Raw genomic sequence first — 16795 nt, 5'->3', positions numbered from 1 at the left:
CTGCTCCCTATCGAGTCCTACTTATGAACATCTGGGTCCAGCTCGCGATCTGGCTGGTCAGCTATTTCGTCTCGGCGGCCGCACGGCCGAAACCCCCGCAGCCCAAGCCGGCCGCTTTCGGCGACTTCCAATTCCCGCAAGCCACCGAGGGTACGCCGCAGGCAGTGATCTTCGGCGACGTCTGGATCTCCGACTGGATGGTTCTGGGCGTCGGCCAGTACCGCACGCAGGCGATCAAGCAGAAGGGCGGAAAGAAGTGATCGTGACCGTGGATCACTTGCGCCGAGCGCCCGGCTTCAGCGCGCAGCCTGGCTTCTGCGCTCAAGGCGGTCGCGAATGGTTCGCCTATTACGGCCTGGACTGGGGTGCGTTCGTGCGCGACGGCATCGACGCGGACACGCTGGAAGCGACCGGCGACGCCTTGGGCTTGCACCTCGTCGCCTTCGCGCGTGCCGAGGCCGCGCGTGGGTAGTCGCAAGAAGCAGACGGTCGGCCACCGCTACCTGTTCGGATTGCACATGGGCCTCGCACGAGGACCCCTGGACGAGATTGTCGAGATCCGGGGCGGCGACCGGGAGGCCTGGAAGGGCTCGGTTACCCAGAGCGACCGGATCGTCATCAACAAGCCCGACCTGTTTGGCGGCGACAAGGGCGAGGGCGGGATCAAGGGCAAGCTCGATGTGCTCATGGGCGATGCCGATCAAGCCGTGTTGCCGGCGCTGGCGGCCCTGCACGGCACGCCAACGCCCGCGTTCCGCGGCGGCGCGACGATGTACTTCGACGGCCAGATCACCGCGAACAACCCGTACCCGAAGCCGTGGAAGACCCGCGCGCGCCGCGCGTTGGCCGGCTGGGACGGTGCGCCGTGGTATCCCGAGAAAGCGGTGATCTGGCTGGCGAACGGCGCCATCCGGGCGATGAACCCTGCGCACATCCTGGTCGAGTGCCTGACCAACCGGGATTGGGGCCGTGGGCTGGACCGCGGCCTGCTGGACGACGCCAGCTATCGCCGCGCTGCCGACACCTTGCACGCAGAAGGCTTTGGTCTGTGCCTGCGCTGGGCACGACAGACGTCGATCAGCGACTTCATGCAGGTCGTGATCGACCACATCGGCGCCGCGCAGTACACCGACCGCAGCACCGGCCGGTCCACGCTGCGGCTGCTGCGCGACGACTACCGCGTCGAAGACCTGCCGCTGTTCGACTACGAGTCCGGGCTGCTGGCGATCGAGGAGGACGAGGGCGGCGCCCAGGATGCGGCGGTCAATCAGGTCATCGTGACCTGGTGCGACCCGATCAAAGACGAGGAGCGGCAGGTCCGGGTGCAGGACCTGGCCGGCATCCAGGCCACCGGCGGCGTCGCCTCCACCACGACCGAGTACCGTGGTTTGCCGACCGCCGAGCTCGCGGCGCGGGTCGGCACGCGCGATCTGTCGATCGCCTGTTCGGCCTTGAAGCGGTTCAAGATCAAGCTCGACCGCCGCGGCGGCGTGCTGGCGCCCGGCAGCGTGTTCTGCATCCGCGATCCGTTCCGCGAGATCGGCACCTTGGTGCTGCGTGCCGGCACCTTCGACGACGGACGGATCGCCGAAGGCGCCATCACCGTTCAGGCCGTGCAGGATGTGTTCGGCCTGCCGGCCACCAGCTACCTCCAGCCGCAGCCCCCGATCTGGCTGCCGCCGGACCGCACGCCGCAGCCGGCGCCGACGCGCCGGTTGTTTGAGGCCGGCTATCGCGACCTGGCGACCACCCTAGACCCGGGCGCACTGGCGGCGCTGCCGGCGGACGTGGGCGTCGTCCTGGCCGTAGGCGAGCAGCCGGGCGGCCTGGCGTTGAACTACATCCTGGCCACGCGGACCGGTGGCGGCGCCTTCGCTGAGGCCGGCACGGGGGATTGGTGCCCGACCGCAATGCTGGCCGGCGCCCTGACGGCGACGACGACCGCTGTCCAGCTTGCCGCTGGGCGCGCGCTGGATCAGGTGGCCGCAGGGACCGCGGCCTGGATCGAGGACGAGTTGGTCCGGGTGGTGGCGATCGACCCGCAGGCCCAGACCGCGACGCTGGCGCGTGGCTGCGCCGATACCGTGCCGGTGCCGCATGCAGAGGGCGCCCGGATCTGGTTCTACGACGACTTCGCCGCCGCCGACCCGACGGACTACAGCGTCGGCGAAACGGTTGAGGCCAAGCTGCTGACCCGCACGTCGAGCGCGGTTCTGGACCCGACACTCGCGCCCGTCGACAGCGTGCGCCTCGCGCAGCGCCAGGTGCGGCCGTACCCGCCGGGCGACTTACAGCTGGGCGGCGCACGCTACCCGACTGCGATTGAGGGCGACCTGGTGGTGAGCTGGGCGCATCGCGATCGGAAGTTGCAGGCGGACCAGATGGTCGATCACGGACAAGGATCGATCGGACCCGAGGCGGGCTCTGTCTACGTGCTGCGCTTGCTGGACGCCATCGCCGGCAGCGTCTTGGACACCCCGGCGCCGATGACCGGCACCAGCTACACCTCGCCGCTCAAGGGCGCACACCGAGTGCGCGCCGAGATCGGCTCGATGCGCGACGGGCTGGCGAGTTGGCAGAAGGCCACGCACATCTTCGATTTCAAGAACGGCCTGCTCCGAACGGAGACAGGCGATGAGCTGGTCTCCGAGGCCGGCGACTATCTGCTAGTGGAGTGACATGGCGAATCTCAAGCTATCCCAGCTGCCGGCGGCGGCACCGTTGGCCGGAGCCGAACTGGTGCCCATCGTCCAAGGCGGACAAACCAAGGCCACCACCTTGACGGCCATCGCGAACATGCGAAAGGGCACATGGCAAAACGCTACGCTGGAGGCGCCATGGGTTGCGTTCGGCGATCCATTCGCAGCACCCTCGTTCCGCAATGATGGAAGCCGCGTGTACCTGCGGGGGCTGATCAAGGGCGGTGCCGGCGGCTCGACGGCCTTCCGCCTGCCCGCCAACATGCGGCCACCGATGCGCTTGCTCTTCTCCTGCATCAGCGATCGGAGCGAACCGACCCGCATCGACGTCACCGCGGCTGGCGACGTGATTGTAGTGCAACCGCTGAGCGGAACCGTTCAGTGGCTATCGCTCGATGGCGTCGCATACTGCGTCGACTAGAAGCGGCGTGATCGCAGGCGTCGAAAAATCCAAGAAGCCCTTCATATCCATTTTAGATTTCGACCTCTGGAGCAATGCCGGCTGCCGACATCCCATGTCCGAAGACGCACAACGGCCAGCGACGACGAACTACTGGATAAAAATGGGGCTCCGTACTGGAAAATCTATGGCCGCCGAGCGGTATAGTATGGCCGTATTGTCCAACACTCGGCATCTACACGGAGGTTCTATGAAATTGCCAGCAATGTCTCTCGCCATTACGGCTCTACTCTCCTTAAGCGCCAGCGCGGAGTCTGCCGAGAAGGAGCCTGTCCAGTTCGTTAAAGACTACGCCGCTACGCGCGGCGTCAGTACTGCAGAAGCCAGTCGCCAGCTCAGTATTTCGGATGAGGCGATCGAGGTTAAGCAAAAGGCGGAACAGAAATATCCCGAAACATTTGGTGGTCTGTATATCCAGAGCCAACCGAACTATCGAGTCATAGTCAAGTTCAGCCGCGACGCCGAGGCAAGCCTGCGGACTCTAACCACTACGCCGGCTTTCGTAGCGGTTCAATCGTCGCACTCGATTCAAGAGCTTGAAGCAAAGGGACGCGAGATAAAGACGTTGCTCGATGCGGAAGGCATCGAGAGTTCAACAAATGTCGATCCCAGACAGACCGAACTGCGAGTTTGGGTCGATGAGGCAAAGGTAGAAGCTACCAGGGCGCTCCTACTAGCTAGAGGGGTCGATCTTTCTTCGACCTCAGTCGTTGCGCTAGGGCAGATCGAGCTAACCGCATCCGGTCGATGACCCAACAATGCGGGCGGCCTAGGCCGCCCGCAATCCTGCCGAATCAGGTCAGTCGGTACGCACCATGATGGTCAGCCCTGCTGCGGCGTATCCATCCGAGGGCATGAAGAATAGGTCGTTGCGGATCGTTGTTCCCACATCACCCCGCCCGTGAACAATTCCGTAGGCGGCATAGCCAACGCCTTCGTGCCAAGCATAGACAGGACCGCCACTGTCGCCGCCGTCGTTCATGACACTTCCATTCTGATGATGTACCTGAATGTAGTTTCCTCGCTCGCCGTTAAACATCTCAACTGAATCCAGGCGCGAGATATCGCCGCAAGTCGTGTAAGTCGTATCGCCGTACTTGCAGACATGCTGCCCGACGATCATCTGAGACTTGCTCCTAACGGCGCGGATATCGTACGTCCACGAGCCGTTTGAAATGCCTGGGGCGAGGTAGTAGACGGACGACGAGTACCGAAGCCACTGCAGATCTAGCGATCCCTTGACTCGTTGGCCTGCGAGAGGAATTTGCTGGCCGCTACTATTCCAGATTCGCATTTGGTCGTCGCAGTGTCCAGCTGTCGTAATGACGGCCGTTCCGTCAGCAAGCTTGGCGTGGAAGCCCGAAGTGCAGATCTTCCCTGTCGATCCCCACAATCGATCAGCTCCATAATAGGCGGCATATGGCGCAAACGTTGGAGCTACGAATCCTTGCGCGACTCTCCATTCGTAGATCGAGCTGTTCTTCGCTGCGTATGCAGCACCGATCCTAGTCGCATCCTCTGGCGCAACTTCAACCAATACCTTAGAGCGCTGAATCTCGATGCCAGCCAGGTGCCGGATGCCACGGCTCCCGAGATCCTGAGTTACCGCAGCAAGTGCTGCCTTCAGCTCAGTTTCCGAGTGGTCACCGAATTGAACGGAAATCGCAGGGCTCTGCAATAGGGGGCGTATCGCTGCGCTTGGCGGACTAGTGAACTTGGCCACGACTCTGAATTTCGGCTTGTGCTCGACGTACATTCCGGAAAACGTATCGGGCGTGTTGTCGCGGAGTGCAGTCTGGATCTCAATCGCGCGGTCCGTGGCAGAAATGCGATGTCGAGCTTCGCCTATGTCAATTCCGTAGTATCGCGCGTACTCGGCAACGTATCCGAGATGGTCCCGTGGCCCCTTCGCTGTTGCGCTTCCCCAAGCAAAGATGCCGGTTGCAATTGTAACCAAGGCAAGTTTCTTCATAGCCAATTACCGCTCCGTGCAGTTGATCGTGGTCGGGATCGTCTGTTCAATGTCACTCAAGCCAAGCGCACAAGCTGAGACCGAATGGAACCAGCCATGCTTTGGTCGGAGCACTATCGCGGACAGTTCGAGCCAAAGGCTGCATGCTGGCTGCCTTGGACATATGAACTCGTGGCGTCCCCAACGCCTCCCGCCGGCCCCAATTGGCCGGCGGGTGCCGCGCTCCACCGACAGCCTCCGCAGGCCGACCAAGGTCCTGCGGAGAATTCTTGCAGCGTGCGCCGGACACCTTCTTGGTTTGGCGCCAGCGATGCGCACGCTTTCTCCTGGCTCGAGGCCGGGCGCAGGCAGCTCAGCCTGGATGCTCGTCCTCGCAATGCTCCGTTGGCGCTCCATCGCTGCCGCGGCCGGCCATCCGATCTACGTTCCCGACGGAGCGAATGAGAAGGTCATCCAGCTCGAGCGGCGTCATGTATCGGATCAAGCACTCTGGCTTGCTGCCGTAGCCGGGCGCCCAGACCTCCGTAGCGCAGCCCGTATCGACGTGGCGTAGCCTGGCTCTCGAGCTTGCTGCTGCTATGCAGCTTTCGCGGTTCGCGAACGGGACGTGTTCGTCGACGCCATCGACGCAGACGCGCCAGTCGAGCGCGCCACGGCGGACCGCCTCGTAGGTCACCACTGTCCGGCCTACCATCCCTCGTACTCCTTCAGGATTCCGATACGGCGGACGAATCCATCCCCCACCCACTGCGGGTGATAGCTCCTCGCCGCCATCTGGCTTGGATGCATGAACAGCCCTCGGTGAATCCGCTCCTGCTCAGATGCGAAGGCTGGGAATGCGGCCCAGAACGTCAGGTCGACAACCTCATGACTGGGCAAGGTCAGCCACGCGTGCAGACTGATGCGCGCCCCTGGGGCAATGCCGGTGAGCAGCATCTGCTCCAACCCCACAATCGGGGTGTGATACAGGCGCTGGCCGCACTGGTACACGTATCCGAGGGTGTAGGTCAGCGGCACGCGAAGCTCCCGCTCCAGCAAACCTCGCATCAACAGCACCAGGCCGAACCGCTGCCGAACCACCAAGTCCTCGCTGAGGTGGCCGAGCGTCCGACTGATATGTCGATGTACCTGCTGAGCGGTGGCGGGGGCGTAGCGGACCGACTCCGCTGTAAATGGCGGCGGCTGGAGGCCGGCGAGAGCGGTGCGGGCATGGGCGGCCATAAGCTTGGCTTCGTAGCCAAGCCTGGCGTCCACGCCTGCGGCGCCGGGAAGAAGAATCCGGCGAATCCAATGTGGTAGCTTCCAATGCATCACCGGCTTCAAAATCGCGGACACAAAGCCCCCCATGGCCGCCCCCAGCAGGGAGCGGCGCGGCTTAGGTCGAGTTGAAAAGTGGATCAGACCGTGCGGGCGGCTTGCGTCCGGGCCTGATCCTGGTTGTGTTGTTCCTGGGCCACAGCCTGCTGCTGATTGACCGTCGCCAACTGCTGGAACGAGGCCTCGACCGGGATCTGAGCGGCGACCTGCGTGTTGACCTGCGCTCGCTTGTGGGCCGGGTCGTGAACATCGCCCTGCACGGCAAACACGTCGAGGCCAGCCGCTGTCTGGCGGCCTGTAACGACTTGATCCACTTGGCTTAGACCGTTCTGCCGAGCGTTGACCAACAGCGCCGCCGACGTCCGATCGGAGCTCTCCCCGACTTGCAGGCCTTTGCTGGCGAATGCATGCTCCACGCCCGTGTGAATCGCCTCGTGCATGGCGCGGTTGGGGTGGCCGGGATCGCGCGGGTCAAGCGAGTGCCGACCATGGGCAGGCAGCGCGCCGTGCGCGTCTCTAAACGGGCTCTCGGGAGCGCTTTCGGGCAGATGGCGCCGGATCTCCTCCGCAATCGCCTGGCTGCCGCGATAGACCGCGGCACCGATGGTTGCGCCCGCGCGAATGTCCTCGATGTCCCCTCTGTACTTCTCGAACACCGGCCGGTGTCGGTCGGCTAGTTCGCGCGCCTGCGGCTGCGACAATATCGACCGGTCCGGTTGACCCTTGCCATCGACGTCGAGGAAATGGTGCATGCGATGTGAGTCGCCGCCGGTGACTGCCGCCTTGATCGGATTCCGGATGTCGAGCTGGCTTCCGCTGTCCTCGTAACCGGCCGCTTTCAGTACGTTCAGCTCAACCGGCTCGGCATACATGGTCACTTTGCCGAAGTGCTTGCTGGCGGCGCTGACGACGTCCCCAGCCATGACGTGATTGATGACCTGCGTTCCACCTTCCGGGACGTTTTGATTAAGACTGACGGCGCCATAGGGATTGAAAGCCTCACCATTCAAGCCACGTTTGGCAGCAGTGAGCTGAGTCAAGCACCCGCCAAGCGAGTGTCCAGTGACCGTAACCTGTGGCGCCTGTCCATACTTATGCGCCATTCCGCGCGCCATCTCGGATGCTTCGTCGGTAAGGGCGAGAGCGTCCTCCAATTGTTTGTTTGCCCTGTTTGCCACCATCCCGCCATCGGCAATAACACCATCCTCAAACGGCTGTCGATCAAATTCGCTGCCGCGATGGGCCACGACAATTTCACCGGTGTCCTGTCGCTGGAAAATTGTCCCCTGGTAGCCAGAAGGTTTGTCGACATTTTTCAGTACATTGAAGCGAACGCCATCAGCTACGATGAACGGTCGTTCGCCATCGGCAGTGATTTCCGGGGGGGCGTACGAGTGCTGAGCAAGCTGCGCGTACTGCCGAGTTGAAATTGTCATGGCGTCAGTTCCGTTGACGAAACAGTGATGGTGAACCAGCCGGCAGCGGGAACTGCTGGATTGAGCAGCGCTACGTCTTCAATTCCATGGTCGGGGGGGCTCTTGCTACCCAACGAGGGATAAGAAGACTTCAAGTAGTAGAGGGTTAGCGTTCTGGCTTCGGCAGCATCCCCGCTCGGCAACGCAGCGACGTAGCTTGTATCTTCGGACCGTCCGCTTGCTGAAAGTCGAATGTGAGCAGATGTAAGCTTCCAATGACAAATGCCTTGCCCATACAGGTCGCTGTCCGCAATCGCGTCTTCTGCGACTGTCGCAACGTAACTGTCGCCAGCACTCTTCACTAGCTCAAGGGGCAGCGTGAATGCTGATTTGGCCATCTGCACACCCTGGAAATTGTCAGCAGGTGGCAGGCACGTCTTGTCGGCTATGTCGTAGGTAGCGAAGGCTTTCGCTAGGCTAAACGCGCCTGGTGCGTCCTGTATCGAAAAGGTAATCGTGTGCTTCTTCTCTGGGTTCGCGTTGAGTTTGATGTCGGCCATGGCTATGTCCTTCGGAGCTGCGCAGCTAGTAGTGAGCAAAATAAGTGCTGCGGCCACATATAGGCGCCCACATACAAGAATATGAACATTCATTTTGAATCTCTAAATGAAATGCCGCAGGCAAGCGCGAATGAATATGTCCCGCCTCAGTTGACCTGGACAGGAAGGCTGCAACCGCTGTAGTAGAGCCAACACCTGCCAGATTGAGCCGCCTCGCATTCGCGCATAGCTAGTTCTTTCGCCTTTTCCTCCGTCGGAGCCCCTTGTGAGAACGAAACGGACTCAGAAGAAGCAACAGCGGCGCATTGATTGTGAAAGGTGAAGTTCGCGCTGCAAGATACCCCTCCGCGCTTCGCACACTCTTCCACTGCTGCTTTTCGAGCGGCGCGCTCACTCTTCATGCCCGAAACGATTCCAAATTCGCCGGTGCTATCGGAAGCCACCGCTCCCCACTGTGATCGCCACTGCGGCCCAGCAGGCCGCGTCGTAGGAATTGGGCCGCAGGTTGCCATGGACGCCGCAGAGCCCGCGGCCGAAGCGCCGGAGTAGGGAATTTGTCCAGGAGGACATCCACCCTCGGCGTGAACCAGGCTCGGAAGCAGAAGCAGCAGCTGAAAGAGCAAGTACCTGAGCATATTCAGTCCTTTCGTACTTCGTCGGCAGATTTCACGCGGTTCTCTTGACTACCGATAGGTTGGCCACTGACGCGGTTAGCATGATTGTATGTCGAGTCCGGCCCGTGCTTTGCCCCCGCTTGCGGCACTGTTGGTGTATTCGGATTAACGGGAGCAGCCTGGGAGGAGCCCGGAGGTTGTCCTTGCGCCCCGGGTTGGCCCTGACTGCTGAACGCCGAGAAGTGCATGAAGTTTCCGACTTGTCCTTGGAAGAAGTGTGCCGCAATCGGCGGTACTGAAATGATGAGCATCGTCAGTATCAGCCCCATACCGCCTTGCTCCATGGCTTGGCCGGAAATTCCCTCGGCGCTCGCCCCCGATATGTTGGTCAACTTGATGAGCCAGGTTGCCGCTGAGACCCGGATCATCAGGTCGAGGATCAGGCCCGAAATGAAGCTCAGCATCGCCATCGTGAAGAGCGCGCCTAGCCCGTACTGGAGCCAGCGGTGGAACATGGCCTTGGTCGCATCGAAGGCAAAAGCGAAAATGAACAGAGGGCCGAACCCCACCCACATCGCGACAACAATCTTCATTAGAAGGAGCATGACGCCCGCCGCAATGGCTGGGCCAGCGGCACCAAGGCCAGCGAAGAACTTCGCTGTGCGCTTTTCCTCGAGCAGCTCCGGGTTGCCATCGAGTACCTGAACGCTATCGATGGCCGTCATGGCGATCTGCAAGTAGGCCAAGTTCTTGTCGACGGCATCGGCTGTGGTTTGACCCTTGTTACCGGTGACCAGCTCGTGGACAGCCTCGTCCATATCGTGTGTCAGAAGCGTGTACAGCTTGACGCCACCGACGCCCATTGACGTCGCGATACCCAAGCACAGTGCAATCTTCAAACCATCGACAACCAGCTTCATGAGCGGGTCGCGGAGCTGTCCCGTCAGGATTCGGTAGCCCTGGGAGAGCACCCATAGAGTCACGACAGAGACGGCGATCCCGGCAACGAACTTCATCATGCGGCCCATCATCGCCAGGCCAAAATCGCCGATCCGCGAGGTCAGGTACGTGTTGATGAGGCGGAAGCCCATGTAGTCGCCGATGCCGGCGCCGCCCGAAGGAGAGAGCCAATCCACAAGGCTGGAGGCGTTGCTTAACAGATCCATTGCTGTTTCACCGAGTAGATTGGGAGGTCAGTTGCCGACCACAGAGTTCAGTGCGCTGCTAGGGAAAAGTCCGTCGCCGCCTCCCTTCTTGCCTTGCAGCGCGCGCTTCGCCAGCCGCGCGTGGTCCGCCTTCATCGCGGCGATGTAGTCGTCGTACGCCTTCATGCGAGCCTGCCAGTAGTCCAGGTCGAGCTGGTTGCGGGCCACGAAGCGATAGGCCTCATTGTCGTTCGCGGCGAGCGCGCCTTGGCTGTCGCTGACGTTGTCGCGCTGCTGCTCGATCTGCCCGAACTCTCTGCTGCGCTGAAGCAGCGTCTTCAACATGGTGACCGAATCGTTGTACTTCCGATTCTCGGCATAGACCATGCGTTGGCAGACGGCCATCTGCTCGCCGACGATGTTGCCGTCAAGCTTCGGCATGGCCTGCTTGAATGCTCCGACAAGCTGATCCTTGATGCCGCGGCCAGGCCCCGGGCAAGTATCGTCCATGCCGTAGTCGAGCGGGCGCAGCGCGAAGCTGTCTTCCATCTGAGTTTGACCGAAGTTGAGTCGCCGCAGCTTGATTAGCTGCTGCTGGTAGTGGTCGGCCGTAGACTTCCAACGCTGCGCGTTCTTCCCGAATTCAGCGGCGTCCTTGCTGATCTGTTGCATCTTCGCTATCAGCCCGAACGGGTCCTTGACGATGTACTGGGCGTTGACCGGCCCGCCCAGGAGGGCGATGGCGAGGGCGACGCTGATGGCAGCCCCCCTGACTGAGCGACGTTCTACTCTGCTGCGATGGTTCATACCTACTCCACTTCCTGTTGTGATCGGCCTTCTTGTGGGGGTGTCCGCTTGTAGCTGGATCAACCCATCGCTGCCTGCGGGGCGGACACTCGCAGGAGCCGCTTTCTGTGAGCGGGATGCGCATCCCGAAACCGGACAGCTTCGCTGAGCGATACCTCCGCCCCGCCGTAGCGCGCATCGAGAAAGTAGTAGAGCGACGATCGATGACCCCGGCGGACAAGGACGGTCCAGCCCTCGGCATTGACGATCTCTATGCGATCGATCCCGATCAGCTCAGCACCACGTTCGGCCATCAGGATTGCAGCGAACTTTGCTTCGAGATCGACGTCTAGGGCTGTCAACTTCAGCAGGTGGGCATTTCTGCCCGGCCGAGACCTTGGGCCTTCTTGCAGAGCACGCGGCGCTAGGCCTACCCCAGAAATCTCAACCAACTGATGCCGTCGCTCGCTGATTGCCAGCGAAAGAGCGGATGCGGCCCCATAACTATCGACGCTGAAGTACTTCGTCAACACTTGCTTCGAAGGCAGCCTGGTTCGCGCTTGATACCCGACGACGCGCCCGTCTCTCCGTATCGCAGAAACTCCTAGGGTCGCGCTTCCTCGAGATGAGCGTTGAATTCCGATTTCAGTCATGGCAATACGACCCTCCTTGTCGCGGCGATAGGGTTACCTCTCGGTGACAGTGTTTGCAAGGCATTTCTAACGGAACCGTGAAAAAAAAACGTGCGATTGAACGTTGTTCAATCGAGGCGTTGGATCTGTTCAACGCTGTTCAATCGCCACGGCATCAGCTTTCTGAATCATGAATGTGCTACGAGGAACAAAGGTCGTGATGATTGAACGGAAATGGCTTGATTGCTCTAAGCGTAATTTGGCTAAGTCGCGTCCCCCAAGGATCAATCCAAGCCAGGAGGGCGCATGATCCGCGTGCTCATTGTTGATGACCACCCGCTTGCCGTTGCTGGCCTTCGGATGCTTCTCGGCGCAGCGGCTGGTATCGAGATTGCCGGAGCAACTGATTCCGCGGCAGGCGCTCTATCGACCTACGCATCCCTGCGGCCCGATGTAGTCATTTGCGACTACTACCTGCCCGTCAGGAACGGGTTGTACTTAGTCGAGCAGCTGCTTCGATCTGATCCGGCCTGCAAGATCTTGGTGGTTTCCTCCGTGGAAACAGCAGAGATACCGGCGCAGTTGCTGCGGGCAGGTGCCCTGGGCTACGTAGTAAAGGCGGCGGATGCTTCCGTGCTGATCCGGGCAGTCCGAAAAGTAGCCAAAGGCGAGCGCTATGTGGACGAATCGCTAGCTGGAGCGGCCCTCTTTGAGCCCAGCGAGCTAGACAAGATTTCGGGGCGGCTACTTCAAGTGCTGACGCTTCTCGCTGAGGGGCGGACGAATGCGGAGATCGCTATGGAACTGGAGATCGGGGAGGTCACTGTTCGCCGGCACAAGTCGAGGTTGCTGGCGAAGCTGGGAATTGACAGAGAAACGGCCCTGATTGCGATGGCGCGTGCTGCGGGCTTTGGAAGAAATCCCTGTTGAATGCAGGCGCCGTCCTGCACGCGAATCGCACTGCCGGACAGTCGCATCAAACTGGCGTTCATGCCAGAGACATCTCCAAGACGGTGCCAAAACTGGTGGCATCTGGCCATGCGGTGTTTAGCCAACATGTTTTTGCGCCGAGAGTTTATGTGCCGGCGCATTTTGTCCAGCGGCGCGCAATTTCGTGCCGATCTACCTTTATGCGATGGCGACCAATCCCCCTTTCTCTCCTGTGGGCAAGAGGCCGCGGCCAACGCCGGCCAAAGGCGGCGGTCGCCGCGTGCAGTTGCCGCTTCTCGCGATCGTCGGGGGGCGAGTCAAGACGATCCGGCAGGAACGAGGGTTGAGCCAGGATGACCTGGCGGTCGGGATACCGATGGATCGCTCTCACCTGTCGATGATCGAGGCAGGCAAAGCCGCGATAACCGTAATGACGTTGTACAAGCTGGCCTTCGCGCTCGACTGCGAGGTGACCGAGCTACTTCCCAAGCTAGCTGACGCGCGGGCTCTACTAAGGGCGCATGGGCGGGGCAAGTAGCGCAGCGAATCTGATTTCCTACGTCGAGGACATGAAGCCGTATGCCGGCTGGTTGGAGTAGGCTCGCGACAGACCAAAAGGAGAAGCAGGGATGCAGTACGGCTATGTCGGATGGTTGCTAGCGGGCGTGGGCTTGGTGGGACCGCTACTCGGCTGGGTCGCCGAAACCCTATTCGCGCGGTGGTGCTATCACACCGGAGTAGATCGGCGGGCGTGGTGGGGTTGGGGCGTAGTTGGCTGGGCGACGCAGACCGCGTACTGGTTCCTGGTCTTCGGCCTGTGGGTGACGATGAGTTCGGGGCTGAATCCCTTCGGGCTAGCGCTGCTCGGAGCCGGCGGCGCGGCGGCGCTCTTCGTAGTCCTGCGCTTTAGGCTCTACTGGCGCAGGCGCGGAGGTTGATCCGGCGCGCGAGCACCTGTTTGAACCTTGGTTGCCCTGGAACGGCCAAGTGGCGGCAAAACCGCTCTATTTGGTCCAACGCTAAGTCTTTGAAATAAAAGGACGCGCGCGCCGGGGCGTTGGACTAAAAAACCAACGCCCTGAGAGAAGAGAGAGAAAAGTGGGGTTGACCTGCCCCATTTCGGTCGAAACCGCGCCGACCTTGGTCCAACGCAAAAACGCGAAAACCGCCGAAAACAAGGCATTTTCGGCGGTCGCTGCTCTCGAAATTGAGAGGTTCGAACTGGGGTATTTGGCGCGCCTGGAGGGATTCGAACCCCCGACCAACGGCTTCGGAAGCCGCTACTCTATCCGGCTGAGCTACAGGCGCGTATGAGCTGCATCGCACGAACGCGTCGTGCGGCCCGGCATTCTAAACGCAAATCGGGCCGAGGGCACGTGTTGCGTGACGGCGGCGGTCGTTGCCCCGCGGACGGGCGATTCGGCCGTGACTTTCGGCCGCCTGGCGGGGTCGCCGATGAGGCGGCCGCCCCCTGCGTCTGAAGCCCCTCCCGATGAAAGGGACGATCCCCAGCGCTGGCGCAGCGATCCGCGGCGCGGCGGTGCCGCAAATGCTTCGCCGCAGCGGCGGCAGACCGTCGGCCGTCGGGTCCCGCAAGACGAGGCGGGACACGCCGCGACCGGGTCGCGGCCGCGGACGGCGGACCGGCACCGGGCCGGCAGCGGCCGGGGCGGTGCTGCGCTCGCCCACAGTCCAGGCCCGACAGGCGCTCAACAGGCACCCATGCGGCGCTTCGCTGGCGACCGGCCGCGCCGAGGCCGGTCGCGCGGCCTGTCCAGTATCGGCCGAGCTGGTGCTGCCTCGCCGTGCAAGCGTCGATATTTCCGGGAGCGCCTGAATCGACCGTGGTCGACGCTAACCATTGGCTTGGACAAACGTCCACACCGAATCAGGGTTTTCCTATAGACCCGGATACGCGGCGGACGGACATTACTCGCCAGTCTTCCCGCCACCTCGCTGACGTGATGCCCAAGGCGAACATGCCCCGCGTCGTGCCACCTCCAGACATGGTCTCGGACAGCACGCGCAACGCGCATATGCTCGCTCTCGACCCGGGCGCTGGAGCAGCTCCTGGGCCTGCGGCTCCTGATGCCGATCTACGATGAGCATGCCGTCCTCTATTCGAGCCCACGATGAAAACGCCCCTTCCCCTCACGCTTGCCGGATGCTTCCTGTTTGCGCTGACCGCTTGCTCGAATGCGGTCCTGGACCCGAAGTACGAGCGCAATACGAATCCACGGCAGAAGCGCGTCGTCACCGCGACGATCGATGGAGCGCCGGGATCGTTCGCGGAGGCGACGGCCAGCGTTCAGTACATCATCGGGCCGGAGCGGACTTGCATGCCTTCGGCAGAGCCTTTTTCCGGCACGTTTCCTACGCCGGAGCGTTTCTCGATATCGATCCCCATGCGAAAGCTATCGGACACGACATACGAGTTCGACATATATCTGGATGGGATGTTGGCTAAGGACTATTTCGGAAAGGGCGTATGCACCTGGGTTGTCGAATTGGCCAGTATTTATCTACAGCCGACGCGGGACGAGAACGGACGGGAATTCTTGATTTCCCTGCAGCCCCCCGAACTGGCCAGCCGGAAAAGAACCGTTTTCTATGCCAGACGCGATGCGTACTCAGCGCCTCTGATTCATGCGACCCACAACGTCGAGTACACCACGAGCAAGGAAAACTTCATAACCCGGTACGGCACGGATTTGTCGAAAGCCTTCACCATCACCGTAGACGCCAAGGAATGAGGCAATGCCCATTAGCAGTTTGCACTATGCCGAGCTCTCTCATGTCGCTTATGCCCCTCCCCTAGTCAAAGAGAATGGAAAGCGCGACATCGTCAATATCGCCGGCATCAACTACAGCGTGATTGAAGTTTCTGACGAAAAACTATCCGGCTATCAAGGCGTAATGTTCCAACGGGAGGACACCGGCGAAATCGTGGTAGCCCATCGCGGCACCGAGTTTTTCGGCGAACCGTTGGACGATGTGATTCGCGCCGACGGAGGCATGGTGGCGCGACGCGCCAATCAGCAAGCAGCCGACGCCATCGAGTTCACCCGCAAGGCCGTAGAGCGCGCCCGCGCTGAAGGCGTCCCCATCACCGTCACCGGGCACTCGCTCGGCGGCTGCCTGACCCAGATCACGGCAGCCAAGCTCGGCCTGTATGGCGAGACATTCAACGCATTCGGCGCTGCCGATCTCAACATGCGCATCCCCGAGGGTGGGCATCAAGTGGTCAACCACGTCATGGCCGCCGACTTCGTCAGCTCGGCCGGCCATCATTTCGGCGAGGTCCGCGTGTATGCCAGCCGCCACGACGTGAAGTCGCTGTCCCTGGCCGGCCACGCGAACAACGACCGCAACTACACCGACCCGCGCAACTTTCTCGTCGCCACGGGAGCGGGCGCGCTGTCGCACAGCCTGCACCATTTTCGCGATGTCGACGGCAACGAGGATCGCGACCTGTCCGTGCTCCGCGACCCGGAAACCCGCGTCAACGCCCATCGCTTCGAAGCGATGATCGACAAGTTCCGCAGCGACGTGTGGGCCCTGCGCGAAGGCCTGTCGATCGGCGGCGCGGCGCTGAGGGGGCCGAAAGGCGTAGCCGAAGAAATCATGCGCCACGTCCCCGAGAAGCCGGCCGAAAGTCCGTTCAAAGACGCGCACGGCGCGCTGCCCACCGGCGCGGCGCGTCCGTTCGATCCGCGCCATTGCGACCATCCCGGTCATTCGATGCACGACGCGATCCATGCTGGCGTGGAGCGGATCTATGCGCAGCAAGGTCGTTCCGCCGGTGAAGCCGCCGAGCGCACCAGCGCCGCGCTGCTCGCCAACGCGCGCGAAAGCGGACTGACCCGGGTCGATCACGTCGTCGCCGGCCGCAACCAGAGTACGGGCACGGACGTGTTCGCCGTGCAGGGCGAGTTGCACGACCCGGCGCACAAGCGGGCACAAACCCATACCGAGCTCGCGGAGCAGATTCCGCTGGAGACTTCCTTCCAACGCTTGGCGGCCTTCCACCCGCAACAGGCCGCGGCCGAAGAGCAGCAGAGCCAGGAACAGACCCGCCTGCCTGCTGCGCGCATGGCCTGAGCCCCCCGTCCCCGCGCCGCTTGACCCCCGACCGCATCGCGCCGCGCCATGCGCAACGCTGGGCGCAACGGCAACGCGGCGAGATCCGTTCGACGGCCGCCCGGCCCGCGGGGACGATGCCGGACGCTGAGTGACGACACGCCGCCCCCGTACATCGCACGGCG

17 protein-coding genes and 1 tRNA gene are annotated in these 16795 nt (G+C 61.9%); 9 read left to right on the top strand and 9 right to left on the bottom strand.

Annotation, left to right across the window (positions count from 1 at the left end; genetic code table 11):
• Positions 1 to 23: 23 nt before the first annotated feature.
• From V2J18_RS22810 to V2J18_RS22790, 5 genes are read left to right on the top strand one after another with little or no spacing between them, the layout of a single operon-like run.
• Positions 24 to 260 carry a hypothetical protein gene (locus V2J18_RS22810; RefSeq protein ID WP_064746409.1) on the top strand — a complete coding sequence of 79 codons (237 nt, stop codon included), beginning with the start codon at positions 24 to 26 and terminating at the stop codon, positions 258 to 260.
• A gap of 2 nt (positions 261 to 262) precedes the next feature.
• Complete coding sequence (locus tag V2J18_RS22805) at positions 263 to 472, top strand: hypothetical protein (protein WP_345786511.1); 210 nt, start codon at positions 263 to 265, stop codon at positions 470 to 472.
• On the top strand, positions 465 to 2678 hold the full coding sequence (locus V2J18_RS22800) for a phage tail protein (protein WP_336133015.1): 2214 nt from the start codon (positions 465 to 467) through the stop codon (positions 2676 to 2678). Before V2J18_RS22805 ends, V2J18_RS22800 begins: the two co-directional genes overlap by 8 nt.
• Before the next feature lies 1 nt (position 2679).
• On the top strand, positions 2680 to 3120 hold the full coding sequence (locus V2J18_RS22795) for a hypothetical protein (protein ID WP_336133014.1): 441 nt from the start codon (positions 2680 to 2682) through the stop codon (positions 3118 to 3120).
• A gap of 7 nt (positions 3121 to 3127) precedes the next feature.
• Positions 3128 to 3910 carry a hypothetical protein gene (locus tag V2J18_RS22790; protein ID WP_336133013.1) on the top strand — a complete coding sequence of 261 codons (783 nt, stop codon included), beginning with the start codon at positions 3128 to 3130 and terminating at the stop codon, positions 3908 to 3910.
• 48 nt (positions 3911 to 3958) lie between these two features.
• Here V2J18_RS22790 and V2J18_RS22785 read toward each other — a convergent pair whose 3' ends face one another.
• The 8 genes from V2J18_RS22785 to V2J18_RS22755 all read right to left on the bottom strand — a co-directional run bounded on the left by V2J18_RS22785 (position 3959) and on the right by V2J18_RS22755 (position 11498).
• The gene (locus V2J18_RS22785) at positions 3959 to 5131 is read right to left on the bottom strand and encodes a S1 family peptidase (protein ID WP_336133012.1); all 1173 of its coding nucleotides are present in this window, start codon (positions 5129 to 5131) and stop codon (positions 3959 to 3961) included.
• Between the two features lie 687 nt (positions 5132 to 5818).
• A complete protein-coding gene (locus tag V2J18_RS22780; protein WP_336133011.1) occupies positions 5819 to 6466 on the bottom strand; it encodes a hypothetical protein in 648 nt (215 codons plus the stop codon).
• 62 nt (positions 6467 to 6528) lie between these two features.
• A complete protein-coding gene (locus V2J18_RS22775) occupies positions 6529 to 7884 on the bottom strand; it encodes an XVIPCD domain-containing protein (protein WP_336133010.1) in 1356 nt (451 codons plus the stop codon).
• On the bottom strand, positions 7881 to 8423 hold the full coding sequence (locus tag V2J18_RS22770; RefSeq protein ID WP_336133009.1) for a hypothetical protein: 543 nt from the start codon (positions 8421 to 8423) through the stop codon (positions 7881 to 7883). Before V2J18_RS22770 ends, V2J18_RS22775 begins: the two co-directional genes overlap by 4 nt.
• A gap of 146 nt (positions 8424 to 8569) precedes the next feature.
• Positions 8570 to 8935, bottom strand: coding sequence for a DUF4189 domain-containing protein (locus tag V2J18_RS23200; protein ID WP_363800794.1), 366 nt, complete (start codon positions 8933 to 8935; stop codon positions 8570 to 8572).
• A gap of 125 nt (positions 8936 to 9060) precedes the next feature.
• Complete coding sequence (locus V2J18_RS22765) at positions 9061 to 10203, bottom strand: TrbL/VirB6 family protein (protein WP_336133008.1); 1143 nt, start codon at positions 10201 to 10203, stop codon at positions 9061 to 9063.
• Positions 10204 to 10230: 27 nt separating this feature from the next.
• On the bottom strand, positions 10231 to 10989 hold the full coding sequence (locus tag V2J18_RS22760) for a hypothetical protein (protein ID WP_336133007.1): 759 nt from the start codon (positions 10987 to 10989) through the stop codon (positions 10231 to 10233).
• 59 nt (positions 10990 to 11048) lie between these two features.
• Positions 11049 to 11498, bottom strand: coding sequence for a hypothetical protein (locus V2J18_RS22755; protein WP_336133006.1), 450 nt, complete (start codon positions 11496 to 11498; stop codon positions 11049 to 11051).
• Between the two features lie 408 nt (positions 11499 to 11906).
• On the opposite strand from V2J18_RS22755, the gene V2J18_RS22750 reads away from it, so the two are divergent.
• Both V2J18_RS22750 and V2J18_RS22745 read left to right on the top strand, forming a co-directional pair.
• Positions 11907 to 12530 carry a response regulator gene (locus tag V2J18_RS22750; RefSeq protein ID WP_064746419.1) on the top strand — a complete coding sequence of 208 codons (624 nt, stop codon included), beginning with the start codon at positions 11907 to 11909 and terminating at the stop codon, positions 12528 to 12530.
• Positions 12531 to 12714: 184 nt separating this feature from the next.
• Positions 12715 to 13068, top strand: a complete 354-nt coding sequence (locus V2J18_RS22745; protein WP_336133005.1) for a helix-turn-helix domain-containing protein — start codon at positions 12715 to 12717, stop codon at positions 13066 to 13068.
• Positions 13069 to 13761: 693 nt separating this feature from the next.
• On the opposite strand, the gene V2J18_RS22740 is transcribed toward V2J18_RS22745, so the two are convergent.
• A tRNA-Arg gene (locus tag V2J18_RS22740) sits at positions 13762 to 13838 on the bottom strand.
• Positions 13839 to 14662: 824 nt separating this feature from the next.
• Here V2J18_RS22740 and V2J18_RS22735 point away from each other — a divergent pair.
• Both V2J18_RS22735 and V2J18_RS22730 read left to right on the top strand, forming a co-directional pair.
• Positions 14663 to 15283 carry a hypothetical protein gene (locus V2J18_RS22735; protein ID WP_336133004.1) on the top strand — a complete coding sequence of 207 codons (621 nt, stop codon included), beginning with the start codon at positions 14663 to 14665 and terminating at the stop codon, positions 15281 to 15283.
• 4 nt (positions 15284 to 15287) lie between these two features.
• Entirely contained in the window at positions 15288 to 16631 is a 1344-nt protein-coding gene (locus V2J18_RS22730) for an XVIPCD domain-containing protein (protein WP_336133003.1), read from the top strand.
• The last annotated feature ends 164 nt before the right edge of the window (positions 16632 to 16795 follow it).

It is taken from the genome of Lysobacter firmicutimachus (assembly GCF_037027445.1).
GTDB classification, from domain to species: Bacteria; Pseudomonadota; Gammaproteobacteria; order Xanthomonadales; family Xanthomonadaceae; genus Lysobacter; species Lysobacter firmicutimachus.
Note: the sequence above shows the minus strand (reverse complement) of the source record. Positions and strands in the feature narration are given on the sequence as shown.

What these genes read in the sequence shown, in the direction of transcription:
- V2J18_RS22795 (WP_336133014.1), top strand. Translation starts at nt 2,680, where the DNA reads ATGGCGAATCTCAAGCTATCCCAGCTGCCGGCGGCGGCACCGTTGGCC.
- V2J18_RS22730 (WP_336133003.1), top strand. Translation starts at nt 15,288, where the DNA reads ATGCCCATTAGCAGTTTGCACTATGCCGAGCTCTCTCATGTCGCTTAT.
- V2J18_RS22750 (WP_064746419.1), top strand. Translation starts at nt 11,907, where the DNA reads ATGATCCGCGTGCTCATTGTTGATGACCACCCGCTTGCCGTTGCTGGC.
- V2J18_RS23200 (WP_363800794.1), bottom strand. Translation starts at nt 8,935, where the DNA reads ATGGCAACCTGCGGCCCAATTCCTACGACGCGGCCTGCTGGGCCGCAG.
- V2J18_RS22765 (WP_336133008.1), bottom strand. Translation starts at nt 10,203, where the DNA reads ATGGATCTGTTAAGCAACGCCTCCAGCCTTGTGGATTGGCTCTCTCCT.
- V2J18_RS22810 (WP_064746409.1), top strand. Translation starts at nt 24, where the DNA reads ATGAACATCTGGGTCCAGCTCGCGATCTGGCTGGTCAGCTATTTCGTC.
- V2J18_RS22760 (WP_336133007.1), bottom strand. Translation starts at nt 10,989, where the DNA reads ATGAACCATCGCAGCAGAGTAGAACGTCGCTCAGTCAGGGGGGCTGCC.
- V2J18_RS22770 (WP_336133009.1), bottom strand. Translation starts at nt 8,423, where the DNA reads ATGGCCGACATCAAACTCAACGCGAACCCAGAGAAGAAGCACACGATT.
- V2J18_RS22785 (WP_336133012.1), bottom strand. Translation starts at nt 5,131, where the DNA reads ATGAAGAAACTTGCCTTGGTTACAATTGCAACCGGCATCTTTGCTTGG.
- V2J18_RS22735 (WP_336133004.1), top strand. Translation starts at nt 14,663, where the DNA reads ATGAAAACGCCCCTTCCCCTCACGCTTGCCGGATGCTTCCTGTTTGCG.
- V2J18_RS22775 (WP_336133010.1), bottom strand. Translation starts at nt 7,884, where the DNA reads ATGACAATTTCAACTCGGCAGTACGCGCAGCTTGCTCAGCACTCGTAC.